Here is a 26,586-nt window from a genome sequence, read left to right as displayed (position 1 = left end):
GGCTGAGTTCTGACGGCGCACGTCGCGTCACGCCGTGCGGCGCGATCGACCCAGTGCCGACAACAGGTGGGAAGCGAGGGCCGCCAGAAGAACGGCGGCGCCGTTGAGGAGGACGAGGGCGCCGAGGAGCTGCGCGTCCCAGACATGCACAGGGGCGACGACGACCATGGCGGCGGCGCCGGCGAGCACGCCGGCGAGCTTCGTGGTCGCACGACGCTGCCGCCGACGCGACGATCCACGCCCCGCACCGGCGCGGTAGCGGGAGTCGACGAGCTCGCCGAGGAACGCGATGAGCGACCCGATCGTCAACATCGATCCGGCGAAGCACGCGAGCCATCCGAGGAAGTACAGTCCGGTCGTCAGCCATGCGAACAGCACTCCCGCGAGCGCGACGACGCGGAGCGCCATGGCCGTCGCATCCGTCCGGTCTCCTGCCCGTGCGTCCGGACGGGACCTCTCGACGATTCTGCGTAGCGTCATGCCGAGCGCCGATACCACGAGGCACGCGGCGAGCCCGTGGATAGGACCGTTCACCATCGTCGTTCCCGCCATCGACCAGAGCAGGAACGCGGCGGCGTAGACTCCCGCGGCATCGATCGAGACGATCGTCGCGATCGTTCCCGCGACCCGCAGCGCACTCACCTCACACCTCCTTCGCGGTGGGGCCGGTGACGTCGACCTCGGCGTTTCGGCGCGTCTTGAGCCACCCGCCCTTGCGAAGGACCACGCGTGCGAAGGCGCGGACGAGGGTGATGTAGAGCTGCAAGGTGTAGAGCCAGAGGCCGACACCCCAGAGGAAGGCCTGGGGCCAGGTCGCATCGGGCTCGCAACGGACCTTGTACAACGGACCCCACACCGCGAACGGCGCCACTCCGAACAGGAATCCGAGAATCACGGCGATGGCGATCTCGGTCGCTCCTCCGGCGAACGCGCGGCCTTCGACGACCGCACGCACTCCCTCACCCAGGAGGACCAGCCATACCCCCGCACCGAGGAGCTGGACGAACGGCAGGATGAGGTAGTAGCTGCTCTCGAGCACACCACCGGCGTCGAACCGTGGCGACAGCACGATGTCCTTGACGTATTTGACGCACTGGATGTTGCCCTGCGACCAGCGCGTACGCTGCGTGAGCAGCCGCCGCAGACTCGGGAGGGCCTCCTGGGCGACGTAGGTCTCGTCGACGTGCCGGTTCTCGTATCCGGCGAGGAGGACGTGCACTCCGAGTTCGTAGTCTTCGAGCAGGGACCCGTGCCAGGGGGCCTCGTATCCCGCCGCGATGTCGTCGAGCACAGAGAGACGGGTGAACTGCCCGTTCCCGCCGAGGCCCACCGTGCCCGTCTTCGCGCGCAATGACTGCATACCCACGATGACCGTGCGGAACTCGAGATCCTGCATCCGGATCAGGAAGCGGGCGAACGCATTGCGCAGACGGCCCTTGCCGGGGAGCGGTGTGCGGTCGGCGCGGTTCTTCATCCAGACGGAGATCTGCACAGCACCGACGCGTGGGTTGCCGAAGGCGTCGTCGGCGGAGACAGCGTCGAGCGCGTTTCCCGCCATCTCGCCGTCGGCATCGACGACGGCGACGATGGTGGCTGAGCGATCGGTACCCGCCGGCAGCCAGTGGTTCAGAGCCGCGTACGCGGCGTTGAGCGCCTCCCCTTTGCCGATACGGGCCTGCGGGCGGCGGCGCTGGACGAGATGAACGTGCGAGTCCACCGCCGCATAGCGCGCCACGATGTTCGCCGTCTCGTCGTCGCTGTCGTCATCGATCACCCACAGGTGCGCACGAGGGAATCGTTCGCGTGCCCGCTCGACAGTGGTGGCCACCACCGCCTCTTCGTCACGGCACGGCACGAACAGGTGCCAGTCGAAGCGCGTCGAATCCCCGGGGGCAGCCTTCGTGCGGCGCAGGTAGGGCACGAGGATGAACCCGACATAGGTCAGGAAGGAGATGACGAGGATGGTCGAGATCGCGGAGACGACGGGGGTCACGAGGGTGCCTCTCCCGACGACTCGCCACGTGCGCCCGCACGACGCATCCCCATGATCATGAGCATCACGGTGACGGCCGCCACGAAACCTGCGATCCCGATCACGGACCCGACGAGACGATGCCCCAGGTCATACCCGACCCCGAGGCCGAGCCCTGTCGTCATCCAGACGATGACGCCGAGGCGGAGCTGGTTCACGACGGTGGTGAGCACCACCATCGCTGCGACGGCGAGGAACGGGCGGATGACGTCGACCCGAGTCGCGCCGAGCACGACCGCCGCGAAGGCGAGCAGCGGAGCGATGAGGATCACCGAGGTGCACTCGGCCGTGACCTGGAAGGCGACGACGTGATCGTGCGCGAGATGGACGTAGAAGACGTCACCGAACGAGGTCGCAGCCTCCGGGAGCGTCCACGACATCCACTGTGCGGCGATCCGGGCTTCGAGCGCACGGACGTCCGCGTGGAGGACGACGAGAGCGAGGGCCGCGAAGAGCAATGGCGTCGCGAGCACCAGGCGCGCCACGCGGACGCCCCGTCCCCCGCGCCGGCGCCGGGTCGGCAGCGCGATCGGGGTCTCGTGGTACGGCTGAGCGGTCATGAGCGTCGGTCCTCTCCTTCGGTCGGGTGATGGGGCGCGAGTACGACTCCGCGCGGGAATGGGGCATCCGGTCGGATGCCCCATTCGAGGTGGTGGGTCAGGCGGTGCGCGCTCGCCGAGTGAGGATCCGTTCTCGTACGAGAAGCAGGAGCCCCGCCACGAGGCAGACGCCCGCGATCACGAGCGGCAGTATCGGGTCGGCGCCGGTCGCGGCGAGGATGCCGCCGAGAGCTCCGCCTCCGAGGGTCGTGCTGGGTCCTCCGTACATGCGGGTGCCCTTCCTTCCTGGACGTGGATCAGACGTGCACGCGTGTGCGACGACGAAGCAAGACGCCGAGGAACGCGAGTCCGCCGACACCGACCGCACCGAGCGCGATCGTGGGATCGACGATGGGCAGAGCGGCGGCCGAGACCGTCGTCGGGCCGGACACGAGTCCGTCGACGTTCTGCGTGATCGTCAGATCGACCGGGCTCGTGGTGAGGTTCGGGTCGACCGGCACGGCGAACGTGCCGTCCGGAGCGACCGTGCCGGTGCCGACGACAGTGCCGGACGGGTCGGTGAGCGTCACCGTCGCACCAGGGACTCCGGTGCCGTTGACGATCGGGGTCTTCGTCGGCACGCCGGTGACGGAGCCGAACGTCGGTGCGGGCGGCGGCGTGATCGAGAACGCGGCGGGGTCGGAGGTGAGTCCGTCGGCGGTCTGCGTCATGGTGAGGTCGGCGGGAAGCGTCGTGGTGACCGGCACGGCGAACGTGCCGTCGGCGCCGACGGTGCCGGTACCGACCACGGCGCCCGCGGTGCTGCGGATCGTGACGGTCGCACCGGGGGCGCCGGTGCCGTGCACGACGGGCGATGCTCCGGTGTTCGTGGCGTTCAGGAACACGGGGGATGCCGGCTTCACGGCGACGCTGTTCGCCGTCGTCGCCACGAAGAGGCTCGCGGGGACCGAGCGCCCCGAGTTCGTCAGCGTCGCGGAACCGGTGAGAACAGTGCTGGGCGTCGCCGTGCTCGCGACCTTCACCGGGAACGCGAACTGGCGGTACTCGCCGGGCGTGATCACGATCGACGCGAGGTTGCACACGATTCGCGTATCGCCGTTCGAGAACGTGCAGTCGGTCATCGGGCGGTTGCCCAGCGTCGGCCAGGTCGCGGTGGTCCCGGTGTTGTTCGGGTTGTTGTACCGCTGCTTGAAGACGCCAGCCGGATCGAACGTCGTGCCGGCGGGTGCGGTGGCGGTGATCGTGACGCCGACGACGGTGCTCTGGTTTCCAGGAGCGGCGTTGCGCCAAGTGACGAGCGAGTATCCGTTGGCGCCCAGGTCCACGGCCGGCACCCAGCTCGTCGGCGGCCGGTAACTGTTCTGTGCGGTGACGTCGTTGATGTCGGCGCTGGCGGGAGCGGCGATCGCGACGGAACCCACGAGTGCGAGAGCGGCCGCCCCCAGAGCGGCCTTGGTGAGGATACGGATGATGGTGCCTTTCGTGCGAGATCTCGGGCAGTGCCCCGCCGCAGAGCGCGGCGGAGGTCCGGACGCCGCCGCCGTGTCAGAAGGCGTGCTGAGTGACCGGACGCCCCACGGTCTCGCGCTCACGCTCGATGAACGGCCTCATGCCGTAGCGCGCGACCGCATTGCCGACGCGGGTGCGGATGGAATCCGTGCCCTCAGCGAGCGCTTACGTGATGCCGGACGGCGCCTCAGTACTCGGGTGACGCGGTGTGCGCCGCGAGCTTCGCCGCGATCTCACCCCGGTTCTTGACCCCGAGCTTGCGCGATGTCCGGAGCAGGTGGCTCTCGACCGTCCGGACGCTGAGCACGAGGCGCGTGGCGATCTGCTGATTGGTCATGCCCATGGCGACGAACTGCGCGATCTCCAGCTCCCGCGCCGTCAACTGCGCGTTGATCTCGAAGCGGCTCTTGTCGTGCGCCACGCCCTCGAGCCCGTCACGGAGGTGGCCGAGGATCGCGGACACCCGCTCCGCGGCATCCTGTTCGCCTCGACCGCGGTGGAGGTCGATCGCGGTCTCGAGGGCGGTAACGGCGATCCCCGGCTGCCCCGTGCGCCGAAGGTCGGGCGCGAGCCGGACGAGCCCCTCTGCGTCACCGTCGTGGCGTGCCCGTAGGAAGGCGAGATGCGTCACGACGAGGAGCCCGTCCATCTCCGAGAGCAGGGTCGTGGCTTCCTCCAGGCGTTCGTGCGTGGAGTGCATCTCGAGAGAGAAGAGCATGCCGAGGGCTGCCCCGAAACGCGCACCCCTGTTCCAGAGCTCAAGGGACTCGTGCCAGAGCCCGTCAGCGCAGCGTTGGGCGCTCTCGCCACCCGAGAGGGAGGTCACGGTCCTCGACCAGGCACGTGATTGTCCGGGGAACGGGCCGTCGGGGCCGGGCAGGTCCTGCGCGGCTCGTGCATACCGCTCGGCCGCCTGCATCCGTCCCGATCTGACCATCGCGATGGTCTGCAGGACGAGGATTCCGAGATGGCTGCCCAGCGGGAACTGCGGGAGCTCACCCACGCTGAGCACGGTCGTCAAGATCTTGTCGACGGCGGCGTAGTCGCCCTGGAGAGTGAGGCACAGCGCTGCGCCGTACGCGTGTCCGCGGGCTGCCTCGGCGTCGAAGGCCCCCTGGGCTTCGTCGAACCCGCTGCGCGCCCAGGCGAGAGCCGCAGCGTGATCGCCCTCGCCGAGCAGCAGCAGCGTGTGCAGGATGTTGGGCAGCGACCGGATCGCCGTCTTGTCACTCCGATCGATCGAGTCGTAGGCGCGACGCGCATCGGCGAACCGGCCACGGGCGAGCAGCACGATCATCTGCGACCCCCACAAGTGGGTCCTGACCGATTGCGGAAGTTCGTCGGACACCTCCAGCTGGTCGGCGAAGTCCTCCGGGGTGTCGCGGAGATAGGTGGAGAGGATCGCCACCCATCCTGCGGCTCCGCGTCCATACACCGGATTCTCGCGCTGAGCCGCCCGGAGCGAATCCAGTGCGCCGTCGACGTCACCGTCCATATACACCCGCCACGCGGCGAGCGCCACGGCCCACTCGACGCGCGTGTACTCGTCATCGCTGCCGACGGGGGTCTCGGCGAGCACGGCTTCGAACTCGCGGCGCGTGGCGCGGTCGGCGAGCATCGCCCCCAACAGCGGCAGCGCCGTCGACACGCTCTTCTCCCTCTGCCATTCAGCCTCGGCCACGATGCGCAGCGAGCGATTGTGCTCCTTGAGCATGCGGACCGACACCGCGTCCGCAGCGGATATCGCCGTCGATGTCGAGAGGGTCGGCCGCAGCTGTCGGAGTCGCTCGGTCATGCCCAACTGCTGCGCGATCCGCTCAGTGAGCCGCTCGCGCCTGGCGGCGAGAGGCGAGTGATGGAACATCTCGACGACGAGGGGCGGCATCACGGTCACGAGCTGACGCGATCCCGACGCCTGGAGCTGGATCATGCCGAAGGCCTCGAGTTGCTCGAGCACCTCTGCGTCGACGAGGTCCTTCGCCGTGCGCAGTTCGACGACTCCGACGAGAGCGAGCACCTCCAGCGCCTCGCGCTCCGACTCAGACAGCGGGTCGAGGTAGGTCTCGACGACTCCGCGAAGCGTCGGACTCCAGACGTCACGGTGAGCGACCCAGACCCCGTCGTCGCGGTGGATGCGACGCTCGTGCACGGCAGCGTCGACCATGCTCAGAGCCAGACCGATGACCCCGCCCGATCTCTCGTAGAAGCGGCTCGCGGCCGCCGCGCTCACCGGGGCGCCGAGATGCTGTTGCAGCACCGCCTCCATCTCGAAGTAGCTCAGCGGACCCGTGTCGATGACGAACGCCGGCTCGGCCGTCGTCGCCTTCAATCCGGTGGGCGTGTGTCGGGCGAGCTGCCCCGCGAGCCGCGACAGGACGATCGGCACGTTCGACAACCTGCGGATCGATTCGATGAGCCCCCAGGTCGTCTCGTCGAGATCATCCCAGTCGTCGATCAGGATCGCGGCGTGCGCACCGGGGAGCATCTCGCGCAGCGCGCGTGCGGTCCGCTCGATGAGGGGGATCGCCGATTCGCCGCCCGCCGTCGCACCGGCCAGGCGCAGTGGCAGGACCGGGTGATTCCGCAGGGACGCGACGCCCTGGACCGAGACGACCGTCCAGCCCCGCGCCTCGAGACGCACTCGCAGTTCGCGGAGCATCGCCGATCGGCCGCTCCCCCGGCTGCCGACCACGTCCACACTGGAACCGGACTCGAGCAGGGCGATGCACAGTGCGAGGTGGTTCTCTCGACCGATCACCGTCAGCGTCCTTCGTTCCAAGGTGCCTCCAAAGTAACGTCGCCGTCCGCGAGTGGCAACGGGCGCGAGAAGAAGGTGGCTCCGCAGGGGGGAGCCTGCGGAGCCACGCCTGTCGATCGATGGGGAATCGACCGACCGGCCCACGCTGGGGAGGCGCGGGAGCGATGCTCGTCGTGGACCGATCCGTGCGACCGGCTCACCGCGCCGAGCAGCCGCCACGAATCTAGGCGGGGAGGGTGCTCGATCCGTCGCGGTGCCGTAGTCGTCGCGTGTGATCCGTGCGCCGAGCGCTCGACTGCCGTAGTGCCGTCGACCGTGCTGCGGGTGAGAACGGGTGGCCTCGAAGTCTGCAGGAAGAGTACGACCGAGGCCACCCGACGTCGACAACGGGTGTCGACCCCGCACGGCGCCGAAGGGGAGGACGCCGTGCGCCACTCGCGATCCCCACCGCTCGTGGTACCCCCAGTCAATCGGTCGGCGCCCGCCCGCCTCGACCGATCCGAGAGGTCTGCGTACCTGCCGGCGTCGACCTGCGTAGCCCGCGGACTCGAACCCGTATCGTGAGGCGCCTCCTCGTCTCGGGTGCGGCTCGGTCCGCACGCGGAGCCACCAGCAGATAACGTTGCCCGCGAGGTCCACTATCGGGACGCAAGGGGGCGACATGAGTGACGCGGATGCCGAACTGCGGGCCCTGCAGTCGCGTGCCTACGGACGGGATGCCGACATCGGCGCCGACCTTGAGGCGCAGCGGCGCCTCGAGGCGCTCGAGTCTCGACGACCGACATCGCCGGCACCGGCCCGTCCTGCGACGCTGGAGCCGGTGACCACGGCTCCCGCCGACGCACCGCTCATCGATCGGGTGCCCCACGCCGTCGCCGACGGGTCCACCGCGCCGCCGCGCGCCCAGACCGACCCCTCCGCCGAGATCCACGAGCAGCCCGCTCTCGTCCCGCCGACCGCGCGGCGCGACCTCTTCTCTCCCCGCCCTCGCATCGCGTGGTTCGTGGGCGCGGCGGCAGTCCTCCTGCTGGCCGTGGGCGTCAGCGTCTCGGCGACCGCGATCGCACGTCCGATCGAGCCGGGGGTCGTGGCGACGGTCCCCGTCGATCCCGAGGCGAAGTGGCGCGACGTCCTGGGCGAGCGTGCGCAGGGCTCCGTGATCTTCGAGGAGTTCTACGGACTCACGTTCATCCGCAGCACGGCGTTCCTGGGTCCGGCGGGCCCCGAGGACGGCTGCCTCATCGCCATGTCGACCACGCGCCTCAACTCGGCCTCGGCCGACAACGGGTTCGGCGGATTCGCGATGGGCTGCCCCGCCGGGGGATTCCCCGCCACGGTGCAGTTCATCATCGACGACGGCTACCCCGATGAGCTGCGCGACCGATTCCCGACCGGCACGGCCATGAAGCTCACCATGCGCGGCAACACGATCGAGATCCGCGTCGACCGATAGTTGCGCCCCTCCCGGCCCATGCATGGCCAGGACTCCTAGGCTGGAGACATGACTGTTCCCACCATCACCCTGAACTCCGGTCTCTCGATCCCGCAGCTGGGGTTCGGCGTCTTCCTCGTTCCGGCCGACGAGGCCGAGAAGGCCGTCTCCGAGGCGCTCGAGGTCGGTTACCGCCACATCGACACCGCCGCGATCTACAAGAACGAAGAGGGTGTCGGCGCCGCGATCGCGAAGAGCGGCATCCCGCGCGACGAGCTCTTCATCACCACGAAGCTCTGGAACGACCGTCAGTCCGGCGAGCAGCCGCACGAGGCGATCCGCGAGAGCCTCGACAAGCTCGGCCTCGAGTTCGTCGACCTCTACCTCACGCACTGGCCCACCCCCGAGAAGAACACGTTCGTCAACGCGTGGACCAAGCTCATCGAGATCCGCGACGCGGGTCTCTCGCGCTCGATCGGCGTCTCGAACCACCTGCCCGAGCACCTCGACCGCCTGGTCGCCGAGACCGGCGTCGTGCCGGCGGTCGACCAGATCGAGCTGCACCCGGCCTACCAGCAGCGCGACGTACTCGCCTGGGGCGCCGACAAGGGCATGAAGATCGAGTCGTGGGGCCCGCTCGGCCAGGGCAAGTACCCGCTGTTCGAGAACCCCGCCGTCGTCGCGGCCGCCGAGGCGCACGGCGTCACGCCCGCGCAGGCCGTCATCCGCTGGCACCTGCAGAAGGGGATCATCGTGTTCCCGAAGTCGACGCGCAAGGAGCGCATGGAGCAGAACTTCGACGTGTTCGGCTTCGAGCTGAGCGACGCCGAGATCGACGCGATCGACGGCATCGACCCGCTCGACGGCTCCGGCCGTGTCGGCACGCACCCGCTCGAGTTCAACTGAGCACGAGCGCCCGCTGACAGAAGGGCGGATGCCGGGGTCGACCCGGCATCCGCCCTTCGCGGTCGGCGGTCGACACGCGCTACTCGATCTGTCCGATCGGCTCGCGCTTCTCGGCCTGGAACTGGTCTTCTGCGCGGCCGCGGGCCCAGTAGGCCGAGATCGACAGCGACTCGCGCGGCACGTCACGCTGCTTCAGCAGTGCGCGCACCTCTTTGATCGTGCCGCGCTCGCCGTGCGCGAAGACCGCGGGGTGGCCATCGGGCCAGTGCAGACCGGCGAGCACCGAGAGAAGTTCGTCGTCGGAGTCGGTCCACCGCAGGCGCACGCCGTCGGGCAGCTCGGGCAGCAGCCGGTCAGCCGGGTCGGCGACGGTCAGCACGACGTGGCCCACGGCATCCGGCGCCATCGCCTCGATCGCCGAGGAGATCGCCGGCACCGCGGTGTGATCGCCGACCAGCAGATGCCACGGCGCCGCCGGGTCGGGGGCGTATCCGCCGCCCGCGCCGCTCAGCACGAGCACATCGCCGGGCTGTGCACGGCGCGCCCACGGCCCTGCGACTCCTTCGTCCCCGTGCACGACGAAGTCGATCACGAGGCGCTGGCGCGCGGCATCCGATGACCGGATCGTGTACGTGCGGCGCGTCGGAAGCTTCTCGGGGCTCTCCTCCCGCAGCCGGGCGAGGTCGTACGGCGGGGTGAGGCCGTGCTCCGGGTCGGCGAAGAGGATCTTGACGTACTTGTCGGTGAACACGTTGTCTCGGTAGTCGTCGTAGCCGTCACCGCCGGCCGTGATGCGGATCAGGTCGGGGCTCACCTGCTCGACCTCTTCGACCGTGAGGACAGCCTGGGCGGGTGCGGGGCGGGTCTGATCGGTCATTCCGTCTCCTGGGCTCGCGGATGGGGTCCGCCTCCAGTCTGCACGGCCCGGGCGAGCGGAGGGCCGATCCGCCGTCATCGTGCGAGGCGCGAGCCCCCGGGCAGCCCTGGGGTAGCCGCCTCGGGAGCTCGCGCCGGTGCCCGAACGGCTCCTCCCCCTCGCGACATCGCTCCGTCGATGACGCCGCAGGAGCCGCCCGCATCCACGTAATCACGACGACGGCTCCGCCGCGCCACGGCATCCGTGTTCTGGCGTGATCTCTGTAGTGGTGACCGCCGAGGGAACCGTTCGTGGGCATCCGGACATTCCGTGGCATGAGGTCCATCGACGACGACGCCGTACGCAGGCAGTGCCTCGCCCTGATCGATCGCCACTTCCGCGATCCGCGCTGCGGTCCTGACCGACTGGCCCGCTCACTGCACGTCTCCCGACGACAGCTCGATCGCGTCTTCGACGGCGGGCCGAGCGCGACCGAGATCATCGCACGACGCCGTCTGCGCGCCGTGGTGTCGCTCGCCGCCGCGCATCCGAGCATCCCGATGTCCGAGATCACTCGACGTTGCGGATACGGGAGCTACGAGACCTTCCGTGCGCACTGCCATCGGTTCCTCGGATGCAGTCCACGTGCCGCCCGTGCTCAGGTTCCGCGTGCCGCATGAAGAGCACCGCGTGAGCGCGCCTCCACCGCGGACGCGCACGCAACGCACGGCGCTTAGACTCGAAGGGAACGGCCGGACGACCCCACCGGCCGCGAAGCCCGAGGTGAGACCGTGCCGGAGATCAGAGAGTCGAGAGCGCCCGACGACGGCGAGCTCCTCTTCCGGCTGTCGCGGGGCGATGAGCCGGCGTACCGCCTGCTGCACGACCGGCATCAGGCGCCCGTGTTCCGGATGTCCCTCGTGCTGATGCGCACGTCATGGGATGCCGAGGAGGTCGCCGCGACCGCCTTCTTCGAGCTGTGGCGCCGCCGCGACAAGGTCAGGCTCGTCGACGGCTCGGTGCTGCCGTGGTTGCTGGCGACGACCTCGTTCGCCGCCAAGAACAGCCTGCGCTCGCGCCGCCGCTACCAGCGCCTCCTCAGCCGTATCCCGCACGCGGAGGAGACGCCCGACCACGCCGACGAGGTCGCGCGGGCCATGGACTCGCTCAAGATCACGCACAGCGTGCGCGATGCGCTGCAGCAGCTCAACCCGCGGGATGCGAGCGTGGTCGTGCTCTGCGTGGTGCACGAGCTGTCGGCCGCGGAGGCGGCGGTGGTTCTCGGCATCCCGGTGGGGACCGTCAAGTCGCGGCTGTCGCGCGTGAAGTCGCGGCTGCGCGGGACGCTGCATGAGTATGCTCCCTCAACGGAGGAGGCCACCGCATGAGCGATCAGGATGCACGCATGCCGCACCATCGCGAGGTACAGGACCTCCTCATCGAGCAGATGCGGCGCGATCTGTCGCGCCCCGTGTGGTGGAAGACCCTCTGGGGGCGCCTGTCGATCGCGGGCGGCGTGCTCGTGATCGCGGGTGCCGGCGTCGCAGGTGTCGTGCTGCTCGACGAGCGCCCGGTGAGCGAGACCGGTGTCGTGCACTGCCTGGAGGGCCCATACCGCAACCCAGACGGGTCGCTGTCGGGAGCCGCCGCGAGCATCGCCACCCCCGAGGGCGTCATCGCCATCGATGATGCCGAGGCGCTGTGCACGCAGATGTGGGAGGCGGGAGCGTTCGAAGACAACGATCCGCTCTCCGCGACTCCCACACCGGGCGTCGCTCCGACCGAGTTCACGACATGCGTGACCGACGACGGCACGGCGGCCGTCGTCCCCGGCAGGATCGAGTGCTCGGTCCTGCGGCTGCACCCCTATCAGCCGAACGTGCCCGACGGCCGGTAGACGATCGACGAGGTCCGCGCCGCCATCGCGCCGAGCGTGGAGCAATATGCCGTGCAGTTGATGAGCGCGCCCGTGTAGCTCGTGCCGTCGTACTGCGTCGACCAGCAGTTGCTGAACCCCTCGGCCGAGCGGATCGCGTTGTTCCAGCTCGCGGCGAGGCTGGGGAACCCGAAGGTGGTGCCGTAGCATCCGCTGCCGGAACCCCAGTGGATGAGCACTGATCCCGAGCGGGCCGTCCCCGTCCAGTTGCGGCCGACGATGACGGTCGAGGCGGTGGAGGCCGACGCCGAACGGGCCGAGATCCGGTCTGCCCCGTCGTCGGGCTGCAGCTGTTCGTAGTCGCCCGGGGCTCCGGCCGCGAGGAACTGCTCCGCCTCGGCGACCGAATCGAAGCAGGAGATCACGGTCGGGATGTCGTCGGGGATCGGCTCGCCTTCTGGCACGGCGATCCCGCCGACCGTGCAGGCCGGGGGCGGAGAGGATGCCGGTGGCGAGGCCTCCGCGGCGGCGAGCGCCGAGGTCGGCGCGAGCACGGCGAGTGCGGTGAGCAGCGCCGCCGAGGTGGACAGGAGACGGACGGGCGATGGGCGTGCGGACATGGGAAGCTCCTCCGATCGGGTGGATGTGCTTCGGTATGTCCACCCCCGTGATCGGGGTTCCTGTCCGTCCGGACGCGCTCAGGCCCGGTTCCGCGGAATCACGCGGAACAGCGGTATGCCGGGGTCGGCGAAGTCGGCGCGAACTCTGTAGTCAGCCGCGCGCGACGGTGAGGATCGTGCGTCCGTGCGGCATGAGGGGATTCACGACTCCGGAGTCGACGAACCCGAGCTTCTCCAGCACTCGCAGCGATGCGGCGTTCCAGTCCCACACCGTCGCCCAGATCCGCCGATGGCCGAGCCGACGCACCTGGGAGAGCACCGCGGTCGCCGCCTCCGTCGCGTAGCCCCGACCGTGCACGGCCCGGAGCAGCTCGAACGCGATCTCCGGCTCGCCCGGCTCGCCGCTCCCGTGGAAGACGATGCCGCAATAGCCGAGCACCTCGCCGGTTCGCTTCTCGACGACGGTGAGCAGCCCCGGCTCCCGATCGGCACGGATGCCGTCGGCGATCTCCTCGACGGTGGGATGCCCGTCGGACGTGAGCCGTCGACGTGAGGGGACCCGCGCATCGCGCTCGGTCCACAGGACGCGGAAGACCGCGGCATCCTGCGCTCGTTGCGGCCGCAGCACGAGACGCTCGGTGTCCACAGCCTCGAGTCGACGGGATCGGGGCGCGTCGCGCGAGGGGATCGTGCCGTGAGGGAGGCGGCTCATCCACCACACCAGCGCGCCGGCGACGACAAGGGCGAGGAGAAGGCCCACGACATGAGCGACCAACGATCCGGGCCCTCGGCTCGGGAGGAGGAAGCCGTACGGGACCCAGCCGTCGGTCACTCCGCGAAGGAGCACGACAATGAGCCACAGCAGCGGGTACGGGATGACGATCCACAACTCCGACCACGCAAGCGCACGTCGGCCAGGGCCGAAGATCCAATCGATGAGGACGACCACGGGGAACACGATGTGCAGGGTCACGCTCACCCATGCCGGAGCCGTTCCCGTGCCAGGGACGAGCGTGTTGTAGATCTCCCCGACGATGACCATGCACGCCGTCAGCACCGCTCGCACCCGCACCGCCCGCGCGGCGGAACGACCGGCGAGGCCGAGTACCCCCGACGCGACGAGCGTGCACGCCGTGAGCGAAGCCGTGAGGTTGGTGAAGTAGCCGAAGTAGTCGAAGGGGTTGAATCCGTCGCGGGGCCCGCCGAGGAGGTACGTGTGGATGAGTATCGCGAGAACCGCGAGCCCGACGATCACGCGACCGATCTGCCAGGCAGGGGCGGGGACTTCGAGCTTCGACACGCACTCACGCTACGCCGCCCTGCCGTGAACCCGGGGGGGCCGAGAATAGGCGGGCGACCCCGCGCGAGCTCTGTTCACAGGTGCGGAGGGCGGAGGGCCAGCACCTGACCCTCCGCCTTCTTGAGTAGTCCGTCAGCCCTGACGACCGACCTGCTTCTGCCGTCGCACGGTCGCCGCGAGAACAATCGCGACGATGACGAGAACGATGGTCGTGATCGTCCCGGACGACGACAGCGCTGCCCCCCAGCCGTGCCGTCGCCGACCAAGAAGCTGGCGATGACGAGACCGACGCCAATCCCGATGTCCCGAGAACTCCCAGGATGAGACCGAGGATGAATCAGCACCCCGCGGAGGCACCCTAGATCGCCGGGCGCCTCCGCGGATCTAAACCCTCACACCTGCAGGCAGAAGCAGCAGTGCGAGCAGTGCCGTGGTGAGGATGCCCGCACCGGCGAACACCGCGAGAGCGATGCGATGCGCGCGGCTCAGGCCGAACAGGCCGGTCGCCGCGAACACAGCCGCGACGACGACTAGCCCCCACCCGACGGGCGGTGCCAGGAAGAGCGCGACCATTCCGACGGCGATGACAACTCCGACGAAGAGGTCCCGCTGCCAGGAGTTGCGTCGGAGCGGCGTGAGAGCTTCGTCGGTCGGTCGCTGATTACTGGAGGTAGCACTTGGCATCGACGGTCACGCTCTTTCCGATGGTGTAGAGACGCGAGCACGGGTGATCTTCACGAACATCCCATCCTCCAACGCCACGGATCATCTTGCGCTGCCCCAGGGTAGTACCGACCCGTTGTTCGCAAGCGCGCCCTTGTACATCTGCCCCGCGTCGCGCCGGCCGACTGTGCCGATGGTCGACCACGACCGGTTGAAGGTCGCGCTCGAAGTTCCGCCCGTTGCCACATCACACCAGGTTCCTTCGACCCAGATGTCGAAGAGTCCGACGCCGACCGCGTTGACCGTCGTCGTGCGCTTCGAGGTCTGCCAGCACTGAGTCGCTGCGGCCTGCACCCGCGCAGACGCCGCGGTCTCTGAGCTGAACTCGGTTGCTGCACCTGCGATGGTGCCATCCGCGGCGAGAGGCGTGAGGGTCACCGTTTCCGTCTGCCCTGCCGGCAGGTAGTAGTCGTCGAAAGCCTGCCGCAGGCGACGGCAAGGACCGCGGCGGCCACCGTGCCACAGGATGCCAACTTCGTGAGGGAACGGTTATTCATAATGCACTTCCTTCGTTCTGTATTGCTTGCAGGGCGCATCATTCACGCCCGCTCCAACACAGTGCAAGGGGTCTCCGCAGGCTGTCTGTAGGGCGTTTGGGGGACAATGCAGGCCTTCATCAGTTGGTCTGGCGAGCCGACGAGAACACTGGGTCATGAGCTGAAAGAGTTCATTGACACCGCCTTCGCCGGACACGTTCAGTCGTTCCTGTCCGACGCGAACATCGCGCCAGGCGAACGATTCAACGACGTCATCAACGACCGCCTCGAGACCTCCATTATCGGAATCCATCTCCTGGCGCGCGCCAACATGGCTGAGCCATGGATCCTGTTCGAAGGCGGATAAGTCGGGCCGCAGTAGCGTCGTGCCGTTGCTCGTGGACCTCGACCGCGGGGACCTGCGACCACCGCTCAGCCAGTTCAACAACGTGTACGGCAGTGTCGAGTCCGACATCCGGAAGCTCTGCGCGCGGCTCAAAAGGGAATTGGGCGGAAGAACGCGTAGGGGGAAACGAAAGAGCCGGTCAGAAATACATCCTGACCGGCTCTTTCACTCGCTGTGCGCGAGGGGGGACTTGAACCCCCACGTCCATACGGACACTGGCACCTGAAGCCAGCGCGTCTACCATTCCGCCACTCGCGCGAGTCGTCTCGTTCCTGAGAACTCAACTTCGCAAGGCTATCACGCGTTCGAGCCACCCGAAAACCGAGGAATCATCCCCTCCTCGGGCGGAGGAGATCTCCCCTATGGGGGGAGAGTGCAGCGGCATCCCTCCGCCCGTCGCGGAGTTCTCCGCCGCCCCGGATCCGCACGGAAATCAGGCGACGACGACCCCCGCAACGGCGATCACCCAGGTCACCTGGCTACGATGTACCCACCGGTCGGCATGCCAGAGGAGCCCAGTGGGACTACTTGACAGCTTTGAGAAGGGTCTCGAGCGCGCTGTGAACAGCGCCTTCGCGAAGACCTTCCGCAGCGGCATCCAGCCCGTGGAGATCGCTTCGGCGCTTCGGCGTGAAGCCGACACGAAGGCGGCCGTGGTGAGCCGCGACCGCATCCTCACGCCCAACAGCTACGTCGTGCGCCTGAGTGCCGACGACTACGAGCGGATGCACGCGCTCGGCGGCGCGCTGACCGACGAGCTGCACGCACTGCTCACGAAGCACGCGAAGTCGCAGGGGTACAGCTTCGCGGGTCCGCTGGCGATCGCTCTCGAGGCCGACGACATCGCGACCGGCACCGTCCGCGTGAGCTCGGGGACGGTCGAGGGTCGCGTGAACTGGCAGGCCGTGATCGACGTCGACGGTCGTCGCCACCCCATCACCCGTGCGCGCACCGTGATCGGCCGCGGCACCGACGCCGACATCACGATCGCGGATGCCGGATCGAGCCGCAAGCACGTCGAGGTGCTGTGGGACGGCGAGCGCGCCATGATGCGCGACCTCGGCTCCACCAACGGCACCAAGGTCAACGGCTCCAAGACCCGTGAGGCCGCGCTGCCGACCGACACGACCCTCACGATCGGTCGCACCGATCTCGTCTTCCGCATCGTCCCCGTCGCGACGCCGTCGCGTCCGGCGCGCCCGCGCGACGACGATGCCACCCGCGCGTTCGGAGCGATCTGATGACCACGCCCAGCGAGCTCGTCCTCCTCCTCATGCGCATCGGCTTCCTGGTACTGCTGTGGTTCTTCGTGTTCGGGGTGGTGTACTCGCTGCGCGCCGACCTGTTCGGGGTGAAGGTGCGCAAGCTGCCCGCCGACGGCGACGTCGCGGCATCCCCCGCCACTCCCCCGGCTCCGGCGAAACGCCCCGCCTCCTCGAAGGCCAGCACGGGCCCCGCGACGGTCGCGACGGCCAAGCGCCTCGTGATCACGTCCGGCCCGAAGTCCGGGCTCGAACTGCCCTTGGGCACCGACATCCTCACGATCGGCCGCTCCAGCGAGTCGGCGCTCGTGATCCGCGACGACTACACCTCCAGCCACCACGCCCGTCTGCTGCTGCGCGGCGACGCGTGGGCGATCCAGGACCTCGACTCGACCAACGGCACGTTCGTGGCCGGCAACCGCGTCACGGGCGGCCCCGTCGCCCTCGGGCTCGGCGTTCCCATCAAGGTGGGCGCCACGACCTTCGAGCTGCGAGCCTGACCCGGGCATGGTCTTCGAGGGCTCGAGCGTCGCGATCTCCCACACCGGGAAGGTCCGCTCCAACAACCAGGACTCCGGGTACTCCGGAGCGAACCTGTTCGTCGTCGCCGACGGCATGGGCGGGCACGCGGGCGGCGACGTCGCCTCGAGCATCGCGATCTCGCGGATGCAGCCGCTCGACCAGCCGTTCACCTCGACCGAAGACGCGCAGGCTTCGCTGCAGGCCGCCGCGACCACGGCCGCCGGCGACCTGATCCGCGCCGCCAAGGACCGCCCCGAGCTCGCCGGCCTCGGCACCACGCTCAGCGCGATCATCATGGTCGAGGACTTCGCGGTCATCGGCCACATCGGCGACTCGCGCATCTACCTCTACCGCGACGACGCGCTCACGCAGATCACCGCCGACCATACGTTCGTGCAGCGCCTGGTCGACTCGGGCCGCATCACCCCCGAGGAGGCCCGGTACCACCCGCGGCGCTCCGTGCTCATGCGGGTGCTGAGCGACATGGACTCGGATCCCGAGCTCGACATGTTCGTGATGCACACGCAGCCCGGCGACCGCTGGCTGCTCTGCTCCGACGGGCTCTCGGGTGTGGTCGACGAGGATCACATCCTCAAGGCCATGCGCCTGGGCCTCGCCCCCGGCCGCACGGCCGACAACCTGCTGAAGCAGGCGCTCGACGGCGGCGCCCCCGACAACGTGACGATCGTGCTGGTCGACGTCGGCGGGCAGCACGCGATGCACTCGGGCACCGCGACGATCGTCGGATCCGCGTCGAACCCCGCGAACATCACCGTGCCGCCGGTGCGCGCCCCGCGCAGCAGTTGGCTGCACCCGGTGCGCCAGGCCGCCAACGACCCCAGCCACTTCGAGCCCTCGTCCGAGTACCTCGAGGAGCTCATCGAAGAAGACCGCCGCCGTGCCAAACGCCGCCGGCTCGGCTGGATCGCCGGGATGCTGGTGGTCCTCGCGATGCTCGCCTTCGCGGCCTTCGCGGCCTACAGCTGGACCCAGACGCGCTACTTCGTGGGCGCCGACGAGGACAGCGTCGTGATCTACCAGGGCGTGCAGCAGAACATCGGGCCGATCACACTGTCGACCCCGGTCGAGGACACCGACATCCTCCTCGCGAACCTGCCGCCCTACCAGCGCGACTCCGTCGAGCGCACGATCTCGGCACGCTCCCTGTCGGATGCGCAGGCGATCGTCGCGCGGCTCCAGGCCGGTGCCGACCGCGTGACCGGCGAGACGCCGCTGCCGACGCCGATGCCGACCCCGACCGAGACGGAGGGCGCGGGATGAGCAGCGACGTCCAGGCCGACACCACCGTCATCAAGGCGCTGCGCACGCTGCGTCTGCCGCAGACGCAGCGCAACCGGGAGTTCTGGCTGCTGCTGTTCGCGATCGTCATCAGCGGCGCAGCCCTCACGCTCACGCAGCTCGGCGCGCTGGGGCTCATCGACCCGATGATCCTGGCCATCGGCGGGGGGCTCGGCGTGCTCGCGTTCGCACTGCACTTCGTGCTCCGCGTCGTGGCCTCCAACGCCGACCCGTTCGTGCTGCCGATCGCGACCCTCCTCACCGGACTCGGCGTCACGATGATCTACCGCATCGACATCGCCAAGTCGCTCACCGGATGGGACGCGTACTCGACCAAGCAGCTCGCCTGGACCGCGATCTCGCTGGCCGGCGCCATCACGTGCGTGATCCTGCTGCGCAACTACCGCGTGCTGTTCCGGTACACGTACATCTTCGGCCTCTCCGGCATCCTGCTCCTGCTGCTGCCGTTCGTGCCCGGTCTGCGCATCCCCGACGCGAACGCCCAGGTGTGGGTCTCGCTCGGCGGCATGTTCGCGTTCCAGCCCGGCGAGCTCGCCAAGATCTGCCTCGCGATCTTCTTCGCCGGTTACCTCGTGCGCACGCGCGAGAGCCTCACCTCGGTCGGCACGCGGTTCCTCGGCATCACCTGGCCGCGGATGCGGGAGCTCGGCCCCGTGCTCGTGGTGTGGGCGATCTCGCTCGGGATCATCGTGATCCAGCGCGACCTCGGCACCGGAACGCTCATCTTCGGCATGTTCGTCGCGATGCTCTACGTCGCGACCGGCAAGACCAGCTGGGTGCTCATCGGCCTCGCGCTCGTCGCCGCCGGTGTGGCCGTCGCGACGCAGATCCTCAGCTACGTGCAGGGGCGGTTCACGAACTGGCTGTTCCTGTTCGACCCCGACAAGGTCGATCCGGACGGCGCCGGCTACCAGCCCATGCAGGGCCTGTTCGGCCTCGCGCACGGCGGTCTCCTCGGCACCGGCTGGGGTCAGGGCCGACCCGAGGTGACGCCGCTCGCGCACAGCGACTACATCATCACGAGCCTCGGCGAGGAGATCGGCCTGATCGGCCTCTTCGCGGTGCTCAGCCTCTACATGGTGTTCATCAGCCGCGGCATCCGCATCGGCCTCGCGGGTCACGACGACTTCGGGAAGCTGCTCGCGACCGGCCTCGCGTTCACGATCGCGCTGCAGGTGTTCATCATGGTCGGCGGCGTCACGCGCATCATCCCGCTCACGGGTCTCACCACTCCGTTCCTCGCAGCCGGCGGGTCGTCGCTCGTCGCCAACTGGCTGATCGTGGCCATCCTCCTGCGCATCTCCGACGGCGTGCGCAGCCAGCCCAGGGCGGTGATCGGCTGATGACACACTCTTCGACTCGTCGCTCCGCTCCTCGCTCAGTGACCGGCGAGCACTCCGCCCGAGGGGGCGTCGCATGACCAAAGAACTCCGTCGTCTCAGCATCGTGATGCTGTTCATGTTCGTGTCTCTGTTCGCGGCGACCAGCTGGATCCAGGTCGTCGAGGCCGACACACTGGCGCAGAACGCGAACAACAAGCGCACGCAGCTCGACAGCTACGAGATCCAGCGCGGACCGATCCTGGTCGACGACGTCGCGATCGCGTCGTCCACGCCGTCGAACGACCGTTACCAGTTCCAGCGCGTGTACGCCGACGGCGCGATGTGGGAGCCCGTCACCGGCTACTTCAACCCGGCGCTGCAGTCGGCGACGGGAATCGAGAGCGCCCTCAACGCCGACCTCTCCGGCACCGGCTCCTCGGCGTTCTTCGCCGAGATCGAGCGCATCCTCTCCGGCCAGCCGCAGACCGGCTTCGGTGTCGCGCTCTCGCTCGACACGGCAGTTCAGCAGGCGGCATACGACGCGCTGCAGGGGCTGCAGGGCGCCGTCGTCGCGATCGAGCCGAGCACGGGCCGCATCCTCGCCATGGTCTCGACGCCGGGCTTCGACACCAACACGCTCGCGACGCACGACGCGGATGCCGCGAACGCGGCCTACGACCAGCTCGTCGCCGACCCCACCAAGCCGCTCTCGAACCGCGCGATCGCCGGAGACCTCAACCCGCCCGGTTCGACGTTCAAGCTGGTCGTCGCGGCCGCGGCGTACGCCTCCGGCGACTACACGCCCGACTCGACGCTTCCGAACCCGGCGCGCTATCAGCTGCCGCAGTCGTCGAACACCGTCGCGAACGCGTGGGGCGGTACGTGCGGCAGCGGAGCCACCGTGACGATCGCGGAGGCCATCCGGCTGAGCTGCAACATCCCGATGGCGGAGCTCGCCGTGCAGCTCGGAGACGACGCGATCCGCGAGATGGCCGAGAAGTTCGGATTCAACCAGAGCTTCTCGACGCCGCTCGAGTCGACGCCGTCGAGCTACCCGCGCGCGCTCGACGACGCGCAGACCGCGCTCAGCGGATTCGGCCAGGGACAGGTCACGGCGACGCCGCTGCAGATCGCGATGCTCTCGGCCGGCATCGCGAACGACGGCGTCGTGATGAACCCGCGGATGGTCGATGCGATCATCGGCAACGACCTGTCGGTGATCCGCTCGTACGACGACACCGAATTCGGTCGCGCGCTCGACGAGACGGTGGCCGATCAGGTCACGGCATCCATGGTCGCGAGCGTCTCAACGGGCGCTGCGCAGGGTGCAAGAATAGACGGGGTCGACGTGGCGGGTAAGACCGGCACCACCGAGAACGGCAGCAAGCCGTACACGCTGTGGTTCACCGGTTTCGCTCCGGCGGACGACCCGCAGGTCGCAGTAGCGGTCCTCGTCGAAGACGGCGGTGGACAGGGGCAGTCAGGATCCGGCGACAGCATCGCCGCTCCGATTGCAAAGAAGGTCATAGAGGCGGTGCTGGGCAGATGAGACCGACGCAGGGTGTGTCGTTCGGTGGTCGCTACGAGCTGCAGTCGCGTATCGCGATCGGCGGCATGGGCGAGGTGTGGGAGGCGACGGATCACGTCATCGGACGCACCGTCGCGATCAAGATCCTCAAGGACGAGTACATGGGGGACCCGGGGTTCCTCGAGCGTTTCCGCGCGGAGGCGCGGCACGCGGCGCTCGTCAACCACGAGGGCATCGCCAGCGTGTACGACTACGGCGAGGAGAACGGCAGCGCCTACCTCGTCATGGAGCTCGTTCCGGGTGAGGCGCTCTCGACGATCCTCGAGCGCGACGGCGCCCTGAGCGCCGACAAGACCCTCGACATCGTCGCGCAGACGGCATCCGCTCTGCAGGCGGCCCACGCCGCCGGCCTCGTGCACCGTGACATCAAGCCGGGCAATCTGCTGATCACCCCCGACGGCCGCGTCAAGATCACCGACTTCGGCATCGCGCGCATCGCCGACCAGGTGCCGCTCACCGCGACCGGCCAGGTCATGGGCACGGTGCAGTACCTGTCGCCCGAGCAGGCGTCGGGCCACCCGGCATCCCCCGCGACCGACACCTACTCGCTCGGCATCGTCGCGTACGAGTGCCTCGCGGGCAAGCGCCCCTTCACGGGCGAGTCCCAGGTCGCGATCGCGATGGCCCAGATCAACGAGCAGCCTCCGCCGCTGCCGCCGACGGTGCCGATCCCGGTGCAGAACCTCGTGATGGCGATGATCGCCAAGAAGCCCGCCGATCGTCCGTCGTCGGCGGCGACCGTCGCCCGCGCCGCGCAGGCCCTGCGCCGCGGCGACCTGAACTCGGCGGCGATCGCGGTTCCTGCGATCGCCAACGGCGGGGTCGCCGACGACGCGACGCGTCTGCTCACGGCGAGCGGCGACGACGGCGCGACGCGCGTGCTCCCGACCACGGCGCAGCTCTCCACCGAGGAGGGCGCCGAGGACGAGACCGAGAAGAAGAAGAAGCGCAGTCCGTGGACGTGGCCGCTGGTCGGCCTGATCGCCGTCCTGGTGATCGTGCTGGTCGGCACGGTCTTCGCGCTCACGAACGGCGGCGGAGACGCCGATCCGACGCCGAAGCCCACCACGAGCGACACCCCGACGCCGACGCCCACGCCGACCGAGACGCCCGAGCCCGAGATGGTCGACGTCGACGCGCTGGGACTCGTCGGGATGCAGTGCGAGGCCGCCCGGTCGACCGCGGTGAACGCGGGCCTGCTCGCCGACTGCGTCGTCGGCAACACCGAGGCTCCGAGCCCCGACCAGGCCGGTACGGTCGAGTCGGTGCAGCCCGGCGGCAACGTGCCCCAGGGCACGTCCATCGTCCTCACGACGTACAAGGAGCGCGCGCAGGTCGGCAAGCCCACGGGCACCCCGACCATCGCGGGCATCGCGACCGAGGGTCAGCCCGTCACGCTCAACTGGCCCAGCTTCGAGTGCCCCTCCGGCACCGGTGCCCGGTCGTCCTTCGAGGTGACGCTGACGAATGCGACGTTCTCCGGCGGCAACGCCGGCGAGTCGATCCGCAGCTTCGGTCCGAGCGTCCTGACGACGCAGATCGTCCCCGGTCCCGCCGGCCAGTCGATCACCGCGACCTACCGCGTCTTCTGCGGCGACATGGCGTCTCCGCAGTCCGACCCGATGGCTCCCGTCCTGATCCTCCCCGCAGCCGACGGCGGCGGCGAGGACTCAGGTGAATAGCGGTTGCACACCGTAGGCTGAGGTTCTCAACAGGTCAGGTCGTTTCAGGGGGTCAGTACGTGTCGACAGAGCCACGTGTTCTCGCGGGTCGCTACCGGGTCGGCGAGCTCATCGGGCACGGCGGCATGGCGAAGGTCTACCGCGGGTACGACCTGACCCTCGGCCGTGACGTCGCGATCAAGATCCTCGACCCCGAGCTCGCCCGCGACACGGCGTTCCGCACGCGGTTCCGCCTCGAGGCGCAGTCGGCGTCGCGGATGTCGCACCCCTCGATCGTGCGCGTGTACGACGCGGGCGACCCGTCGGCGCCGGGGGACGACGCGAACGACCCGCCGTACATCGTGATGGAGCTGATCAGCGGCACGCTGCTGAAGGACATCATCGCGCGCGGCCCGGTGCCGGTCGACGACGCGATCCGCTACGTCGACGGCATCCTCGAAGCGCTCGACTACTCGCACCGCGCCGGCGTCGTGCACCGCGACATCAAGCCCGGCAACGTGATGGTGACCGACAAGGGCCAGGTCAAAGTCATGGACTTCGGCATCGCCCGCGCGGTGTCGGACTCGTCGTCGACGGTCGCCGAGACCACGCAGATCATCGGCACCGCGGCGTACTTCTCCCCCGAGCAGGCGAAGGGCGAACCGGTCGACGCCCGCGCCGACCTTTACTCCACGGGAGTGGTGCTGTACGAACTGCTGACCGGTCGGCAGCCGTTCCGCGGAGAGTCGCCCGTCGCCGTCGCCTACCAGCACGTGAGCGAGACACCGGTGCCGCCGACCGAGGTCAACGAGGACGCCCCCGCGGCGCTCGACCCGATCGTGCTGCGCGCCCTCGCGAAAGACCCGTACCAGCGATTCCCGGATGCCGCGCACTTCCGTGCCGCGCTCGACTCCGCCGTGACCGGCGCGACGCCGACGCGCAAGGAGATCGGCGCACTCACGAGCGAGCTGTACGGACCGAGCCCGCGCCAGGCGCAGGAGACGGCGCGGTCGCTGCGACAGCTCAGCACCGACACGACGATGGCGCGCACCCAGTCGGGTCCGCCGGTCGCGTGGATCTGGGCCGGCGTCGCGCTGCTGGCCGTGCTGCTGGCATCCGTGCTCTTCTGGGTGTGGACGATCAGCATGCGACCCGAAGAGGTGCCGGCGAGTTCGCGCACCGTGCCCGACCTCGTGAACGTGTCGGCCGAACGCGCGCAGAGCGATCTCGGCGAACTCGACCTCACCTCGAAGCTGGTGCTCGAATCGAGCAGCGACATCGCCGAGGGCAACGTGATCCGCACCGACCCCGAAGCCGGAACCGCGGTGACCGAGGGCGACACGATCACGGTCTACGTCTCGTCGGGCAAGGAGACGGTGGTCGTGCCCACGCTGGAGGGCCTGTCGCTCACGGCGGCGAAGGATGCTCTGGCGCAGGCGGGCCTGCAACTCGGCACCGTGATCCAACGCAACGACAAGGGCCTCGCGGCCGACACCGTCATGGAGGCGAGCGAGGCGGCGGAGTCCGAGGTCGCGCCCAAGACGGCGGTGAACCTGGTCGTGGCGAGCGGACGCGTGACGCTCACCGACGTGTCGGGGTGGACTCTGGAGGCCGCGACGGCGGAGCTCGAGCGCATCGGCCTCGTCGCGACCCCCGTCGAGCTCACCGACTGCGCGGCGAACACTCCCCCGACCGTGGCCGCGATGTCGGTCGCACCGGGCGATGTGCCGATCGGCTCGACCGTCGAGCTGCGCTACTGCGTCGCCGGCGGCTGAGCCCGCGCGCCGCAGAGGTTCAGACGCGCAGCTGCGGGTGCAGCCGAGCGGCACGTGCGACGGCGTCGACGTCACCGCACAGCGCGAGCCAGTTCGCGAGCAGTCGGTACCCGCCCTCGGTGAGCACGCTCTCGGGATGGAACTGCACCCCGAGCATCGGCAGCGTGGCGTGCGCGATGGCCATCACGGTGCCGCTCGCGGTCTGAGCCGTGACGGTCAGCTCTGGCGGCAGGTCGGCCGCGGTCAGTGCGAGGGAGTGATAGCGCCCGACCGCGAACGGCGAAGGGATGCCGTCGAACAGCGCGGAGCCGTCGTGCACGACCTCCGACACCATGCCGTGCATGAGCTCCGGCGCCTGCGTCACCGGCACGCCGAACGCGGCGCCGATGGCCTGGTGCCCGAGGCAGACGCCGAGCACCGGCATCCGCAGCCGGGCCGCGACGCGCACCACGTCGAGCGAGGCACCGGCATCGGCAGGAGCACCGGGGCCGGGCGACACCATGACGGCGTCGACCTCCGTGAGCACCTCGTCGAGGGCGGCGACGTCGACGGCATCCGCCTCGATCATCTCGACGTCGGCGCCGAGCTCGCGCAGGTACCCGACGAGCGTGTGCACGAAGCTGTCGTGGTTGTCCACCACGAGCACGCGCGTCATTCGAGGTCGACCTCGCCGGGGGCGATGATCGGGCTCACCCAGGGGAACACGTACCAGAAGAGTCCGTAGAGCACGGCCGCGACCAGTACGAGCAGGATGAAGAGTTTGAGCCACCAGGGGCCGGGCAGGATGCGCCAGAGTGCGGCGTACATTGTTCCTCGTTCCCCTCGGTCAGATCGACGGTGCGGCCGGTGGCGGCGGCGGATCGGTCAGGGCGGGGGGCGGACCCTCGGCACGCGGCTGGAAGCTCTCGAACACGCCGTACGCGACGATGCGCTCGGCCAGGGAGTACAGCGGAGAGCACGCCGTGAGCGTGATGTACCGCTCCCCCGTCTCCACGCCCGGCATCTGCGGCACATCGAGCAGCACGTCGGTCTGCGTGGGCTTGACGTACTCGAGGGTGCGGAATCGGTAGGTGAACCATCCGTCTGCGGTCTCGACCACGATCGCGTCACCGATCTGCAGCTTGTCGAGCTGGTTGAACGGCTTGCCCCACGTGGTGCGGTGGCCGGCCATCGCGAAGTTGCCGACCTCGCCGGGCATCTTCGAGTCGGTGTAGACGCCGATGCCGAGCTTGTCGAGCGTGCGGGCGCGACTGGTGCCGCCGAAGATGCCGACGTTGTATGCGGAGCCGAAGCGAGGGATGTGCATCTGTCCGAGCTGCTCGGTGTCGGCGGGTGCAGCGGGGATCACGGGCTCGTACGTCGTCGTGCCGTCGTCGGCCTCGACGGTCGGGGGCAGCTCCGGAGCGGGCGCGTTCGCCCACTTCTCCGAGATCGCCGCACCCTCGTCGTTCTTCTGCGCGCTGATGATGATGTCGCCGATCCACATCTGCCAGGCGACGAAGAGCAGCACCAGGACGCCGGCGGTGAGCAGGAGCTCGCCGAGGACGCTGGTGACGGTGGCGCGTGATCGAGGGCGGTGACGTGCACGTCGCTCCCCCGAGACGACGGATGCGGTCATGGCGAGATCTTATCCCTCCGGGCTGTGCGCCAGCCCGACGCCGTGCTTTCCGCGCGATATACCT

The 26,586-nt window shown here is 69.2% G+C and carries 27 protein-coding genes and 1 tRNA gene; 13 read left to right on the top strand and 15 right to left on the bottom strand.

What is annotated here, in order from left to right; genetic code table 11:
* Positions 1-27: 27 nt before the first annotated feature.
* The 6 genes from ACIPYT_RS04830 to ACIPYT_RS04805 all read right to left on the bottom strand — a co-directional run bounded on the left by ACIPYT_RS04830 (position 28) and on the right by ACIPYT_RS04805 (position 6,859).
* Positions 28-642, bottom strand: coding sequence for a hypothetical protein (locus ACIPYT_RS04830; protein ID WP_401071163.1), 615 nt, complete (start codon positions 640-642; stop codon positions 28-30).
* 1 nt (position 643) lies between these two features.
* Positions 644-1,993 carry a glycosyltransferase family 2 protein gene (locus ACIPYT_RS04825; RefSeq protein ID WP_401071161.1) on the bottom strand — a complete coding sequence of 450 codons (1,350 nt, stop codon included), beginning with the start codon at positions 1,991-1,993 and terminating at the stop codon, positions 644-646.
* Positions 1,990-2,592, bottom strand: a complete 603-nt coding sequence (locus ACIPYT_RS04820; RefSeq protein ID WP_401071159.1) for a hypothetical protein — start codon at positions 2,590-2,592, stop codon at positions 1,990-1,992. The genes ACIPYT_RS04825 and ACIPYT_RS04820 overlap by 4 nt, the downstream gene beginning before the upstream one ends.
* 97 nt (positions 2,593-2,689) lie before the next feature.
* Positions 2,690-2,860 carry a hypothetical protein gene (locus ACIPYT_RS04815; RefSeq protein ID WP_401071157.1) on the bottom strand — a complete coding sequence of 57 codons (171 nt, stop codon included), beginning with the start codon at positions 2,858-2,860 and terminating at the stop codon, positions 2,690-2,692.
* A gap of 28 nt (positions 2,861-2,888) precedes the next feature.
* The gene (locus ACIPYT_RS04810; RefSeq protein ID WP_401071155.1) at positions 2,889-4,013 is read right to left on the bottom strand and encodes an Ig-like domain-containing protein; all 1,125 of its coding nucleotides are present in this window, start codon (positions 4,011-4,013) and stop codon (positions 2,889-2,891) included.
* A gap of 275 nt (positions 4,014-4,288) precedes the next feature.
* Positions 4,289-6,859, bottom strand: coding sequence for a LuxR C-terminal-related transcriptional regulator (locus ACIPYT_RS04805; protein WP_401071154.1), 2,571 nt, complete (start codon positions 6,857-6,859; stop codon positions 4,289-4,291).
* 661 nt (positions 6,860-7,520) lie between these two features.
* Here ACIPYT_RS04805 and ACIPYT_RS04800 point away from each other — a divergent pair.
* Positions 7,521-8,312: a hypothetical protein gene (locus tag ACIPYT_RS04800; protein WP_401071152.1), complete on the top strand. Its 792-nt coding sequence runs from the start codon at positions 7,521-7,523 to the stop codon at positions 8,310-8,312.
* Between the two features lie 48 nt (positions 8,313-8,360).
* On the top strand, positions 8,361-9,197 hold the full coding sequence (locus tag ACIPYT_RS04795; protein WP_401071150.1) for an aldo/keto reductase: 837 nt from the start codon (positions 8,361-8,363) through the stop codon (positions 9,195-9,197).
* Between the two features lie 79 nt (positions 9,198-9,276).
* Here ACIPYT_RS04795 and ACIPYT_RS04790 read toward each other — a convergent pair whose 3' ends face one another.
* The gene (locus tag ACIPYT_RS04790) at positions 9,277-10,074 is read right to left on the bottom strand and encodes a siderophore-interacting protein (RefSeq protein ID WP_401071148.1); all 798 of its coding nucleotides are present in this window, start codon (positions 10,072-10,074) and stop codon (positions 9,277-9,279) included.
* Between the two features lie 314 nt (positions 10,075-10,388).
* On the opposite strand from ACIPYT_RS04790, the gene ACIPYT_RS04785 reads away from it, so the two are divergent.
* The 3 genes from ACIPYT_RS04785 (at position 10,389) to ACIPYT_RS04775 (ending at position 11,950) form a co-directional block, all read left to right on the top strand.
* A complete protein-coding gene (locus ACIPYT_RS04785; RefSeq protein ID WP_401071146.1) occupies positions 10,389-10,733 on the top strand; it encodes a helix-turn-helix domain-containing protein in 345 nt (114 codons plus the stop codon).
* Positions 10,734-10,844: 111 nt separating this feature from the next.
* A complete protein-coding gene (locus ACIPYT_RS04780) occupies positions 10,845-11,441 on the top strand; it encodes an RNA polymerase sigma factor (RefSeq protein ID WP_401071144.1) in 597 nt (198 codons plus the stop codon).
* The gene (locus tag ACIPYT_RS04775; RefSeq protein ID WP_401071142.1) at positions 11,438-11,950 is read left to right on the top strand and encodes a hypothetical protein; all 513 of its coding nucleotides are present in this window, start codon (positions 11,438-11,440) and stop codon (positions 11,948-11,950) included. The genes ACIPYT_RS04780 and ACIPYT_RS04775 overlap by 4 nt, the downstream gene beginning before the upstream one ends.
* Here the strand turns inward: ACIPYT_RS04775 and ACIPYT_RS04770 are convergent.
* From ACIPYT_RS04770 to ACIPYT_RS04755, 4 genes are all read right to left on the bottom strand, one after another.
* Positions 11,923-12,549 carry a hypothetical protein gene (locus ACIPYT_RS04770; protein WP_401071140.1) on the bottom strand — a complete coding sequence of 209 codons (627 nt, stop codon included), beginning with the start codon at positions 12,547-12,549 and terminating at the stop codon, positions 11,923-11,925. The genes ACIPYT_RS04775 and ACIPYT_RS04770 overlap by 28 nt on opposite strands.
* Before the next feature lie 151 nt (positions 12,550-12,700).
* Entirely contained in the window at positions 12,701-13,849 is a 1,149-nt protein-coding gene (locus ACIPYT_RS04765; protein ID WP_401071138.1) for a GNAT family N-acetyltransferase, read from the bottom strand.
* A 384-nt stretch (positions 13,850-14,233) separates the two neighbouring features.
* Positions 14,234-14,533, bottom strand: a complete 300-nt coding sequence (locus ACIPYT_RS04760) for a hypothetical protein (protein ID WP_401071136.1) — start codon at positions 14,531-14,533, stop codon at positions 14,234-14,236.
* 81 nt (positions 14,534-14,614) lie between these two features.
* Positions 14,615-14,950: a hypothetical protein gene (locus ACIPYT_RS04755; RefSeq protein WP_401071134.1), complete on the bottom strand. Its 336-nt coding sequence runs from the start codon at positions 14,948-14,950 to the stop codon at positions 14,615-14,617.
* 225 nt (positions 14,951-15,175) lie between these two features.
* Between ACIPYT_RS04755 and ACIPYT_RS04750 the strand changes: the two genes are divergently transcribed.
* A complete protein-coding gene (locus ACIPYT_RS04750; protein WP_401071132.1) occupies positions 15,176-15,415 on the top strand; it encodes a hypothetical protein in 240 nt (79 codons plus the stop codon).
* 214 nt (positions 15,416-15,629) lie between these two features.
* On the opposite strand, the gene ACIPYT_RS04745 is transcribed toward ACIPYT_RS04750, so the two are convergent.
* Positions 15,630-15,712 (bottom strand) — tRNA-Leu (locus ACIPYT_RS04745).
* A gap of 260 nt (positions 15,713-15,972) precedes the next feature.
* On the opposite strand from ACIPYT_RS04745, the gene ACIPYT_RS04740 reads away from it, so the two are divergent.
* The 7 genes from ACIPYT_RS04740 (at position 15,973) to pknB (ending at position 24,904) form a co-directional block, all read left to right on the top strand.
* A complete protein-coding gene (locus ACIPYT_RS04740; RefSeq protein ID WP_401071130.1) occupies positions 15,973-16,695 on the top strand; it encodes an FhaA domain-containing protein in 723 nt (240 codons plus the stop codon).
* Positions 16,695-17,216, top strand: coding sequence for an FHA domain-containing protein (locus ACIPYT_RS04735; protein ID WP_401071128.1), 522 nt, complete (start codon positions 16,695-16,697; stop codon positions 17,214-17,216). Before ACIPYT_RS04740 ends, ACIPYT_RS04735 begins: the two co-directional genes overlap by 1 nt.
* Positions 17,217-17,223: 7 nt before the next feature.
* Positions 17,224-18,519 (top strand): PP2C family protein-serine/threonine phosphatase, encoded by a 1,296-nt coding sequence (locus ACIPYT_RS04730; protein WP_401071126.1) that lies wholly within the window; start codon positions 17,224-17,226, stop codon positions 18,517-18,519.
* Positions 18,516-19,901: an FtsW/RodA/SpoVE family cell cycle protein gene (locus tag ACIPYT_RS04725; protein ID WP_401071124.1), complete on the top strand. Its 1,386-nt coding sequence runs from the start codon at positions 18,516-18,518 to the stop codon at positions 19,899-19,901. Before ACIPYT_RS04730 ends, ACIPYT_RS04725 begins: the two co-directional genes overlap by 4 nt.
* Positions 19,902-19,974: 73 nt before the next feature.
* Positions 19,975-21,429 carry a peptidoglycan D,D-transpeptidase FtsI family protein gene (locus ACIPYT_RS04720; protein ID WP_401071122.1) on the top strand — a complete coding sequence of 485 codons (1,455 nt, stop codon included), beginning with the start codon at positions 19,975-19,977 and terminating at the stop codon, positions 21,427-21,429.
* Entirely contained in the window at positions 21,426-23,150 is a 1,725-nt protein-coding gene (locus ACIPYT_RS04715) for a protein kinase (protein ID WP_401071120.1), read from the top strand. The genes ACIPYT_RS04720 and ACIPYT_RS04715 overlap by 4 nt, the downstream gene beginning before the upstream one ends.
* A 59-nt stretch (positions 23,151-23,209) precedes the next feature.
* Positions 23,210-24,904, top strand: coding sequence for a Stk1 family PASTA domain-containing Ser/Thr kinase (gene pknB, locus ACIPYT_RS04710; RefSeq protein WP_401071118.1), 1,695 nt, complete (start codon positions 23,210-23,212; stop codon positions 24,902-24,904).
* 19 nt (positions 24,905-24,923) lie between these two features.
* On the opposite strand, the gene ACIPYT_RS04705 is transcribed toward pknB, so the two are convergent.
* From ACIPYT_RS04705 to ACIPYT_RS04695, 3 genes are read right to left on the bottom strand one after another with little or no spacing between them, the layout of a single operon-like run.
* On the bottom strand, positions 24,924-25,559 hold the full coding sequence (locus ACIPYT_RS04705) for an anthranilate synthase component II (protein ID WP_401071116.1): 636 nt from the start codon (positions 25,557-25,559) through the stop codon (positions 24,924-24,926).
* Complete coding sequence (locus ACIPYT_RS04700) at positions 25,556-25,711, bottom strand: hypothetical protein (protein WP_401071114.1); 156 nt, start codon at positions 25,709-25,711, stop codon at positions 25,556-25,558. The genes ACIPYT_RS04705 and ACIPYT_RS04700 overlap by 4 nt, the downstream gene beginning before the upstream one ends.
* Positions 25,712-25,730: 19 nt before the next feature.
* Positions 25,731-26,522 (bottom strand): class E sortase, encoded by a 792-nt coding sequence (locus ACIPYT_RS04695; RefSeq protein WP_401071112.1) that lies wholly within the window; start codon positions 26,520-26,522, stop codon positions 25,731-25,733.
* Positions 26,523-26,586 lie beyond the last annotated feature (64 nt).

Source organism: Microbacterium sp. NPDC089695 (assembly GCF_044749085.1).
Lineage (GTDB): Bacteria > Actinomycetota > Actinomycetes > Actinomycetales > Microbacteriaceae > Microbacterium.
The sequence above is the reverse complement of the archived record's forward strand: the minus strand, read 5'-3'. Positions and strand labels throughout refer to the sequence as shown.

Bases quoted from the DNA above. Each gene is read 5' to 3' on its own strand.
- ACIPYT_RS04705 (WP_401071116.1), bottom strand. From the start codon at position 25,559: ATGACGCGCGTGCTCGTGGTGGACAACCACGACAGCTTCGTGCACACG.
- ACIPYT_RS04720 (WP_401071122.1), top strand. From the start codon at position 19,975: ATGACCAAAGAACTCCGTCGTCTCAGCATCGTGATGCTGTTCATGTTC.
- ACIPYT_RS04790 (WP_401071148.1), bottom strand. From the start codon at position 10,074: ATGACCGATCAGACCCGCCCCGCACCCGCCCAGGCTGTCCTCACGGTC.
- ACIPYT_RS04725 (WP_401071124.1), top strand. From the start codon at position 18,516: ATGAGCAGCGACGTCCAGGCCGACACCACCGTCATCAAGGCGCTGCGC.
- ACIPYT_RS04715 (WP_401071120.1), top strand. From the start codon at position 21,426: ATGAGACCGACGCAGGGTGTGTCGTTCGGTGGTCGCTACGAGCTGCAG.
- ACIPYT_RS04770 (WP_401071140.1), bottom strand. From the start codon at position 12,549: ATGTCCGCACGCCCATCGCCCGTCCGTCTCCTGTCCACCTCGGCGGCG.
- ACIPYT_RS04750 (WP_401071132.1), top strand. From the start codon at position 15,176: ATGCAGGCCTTCATCAGTTGGTCTGGCGAGCCGACGAGAACACTGGGT.
- ACIPYT_RS04730 (WP_401071126.1), top strand. From the start codon at position 17,224: ATGGTCTTCGAGGGCTCGAGCGTCGCGATCTCCCACACCGGGAAGGTC.
- ACIPYT_RS04815 (WP_401071157.1), bottom strand. From the start codon at position 2,860: ATGTACGGAGGACCCAGCACGACCCTCGGAGGCGGAGCTCTCGGCGGC.
- ACIPYT_RS04700 (WP_401071114.1), bottom strand. From the start codon at position 25,711: ATGTACGCCGCACTCTGGCGCATCCTGCCCGGCCCCTGGTGGCTCAAA.
- ACIPYT_RS04795 (WP_401071150.1), top strand. From the start codon at position 8,361: ATGACTGTTCCCACCATCACCCTGAACTCCGGTCTCTCGATCCCGCAG.
- ACIPYT_RS04735 (WP_401071128.1), top strand. From the start codon at position 16,695: ATGACCACGCCCAGCGAGCTCGTCCTCCTCCTCATGCGCATCGGCTTC.
- ACIPYT_RS04785 (WP_401071146.1), top strand. From the start codon at position 10,389: ATGAGGTCCATCGACGACGACGCCGTACGCAGGCAGTGCCTCGCCCTG.
- ACIPYT_RS04760 (WP_401071136.1), bottom strand. From the start codon at position 14,533: ATGCCAAGTGCTACCTCCAGTAATCAGCGACCGACCGACGAAGCTCTC.
- ACIPYT_RS04695 (WP_401071112.1), bottom strand. From the start codon at position 26,522: ATGACCGCATCCGTCGTCTCGGGGGAGCGACGTGCACGTCACCGCCCT.
- ACIPYT_RS04800 (WP_401071152.1), top strand. From the start codon at position 7,521: ATGAGTGACGCGGATGCCGAACTGCGGGCCCTGCAGTCGCGTGCCTAC.
- ACIPYT_RS04775 (WP_401071142.1), top strand. From the start codon at position 11,438: ATGAGCGATCAGGATGCACGCATGCCGCACCATCGCGAGGTACAGGAC.
- ACIPYT_RS04820 (WP_401071159.1), bottom strand. From the start codon at position 2,592: ATGACCGCTCAGCCGTACCACGAGACCCCGATCGCGCTGCCGACCCGG.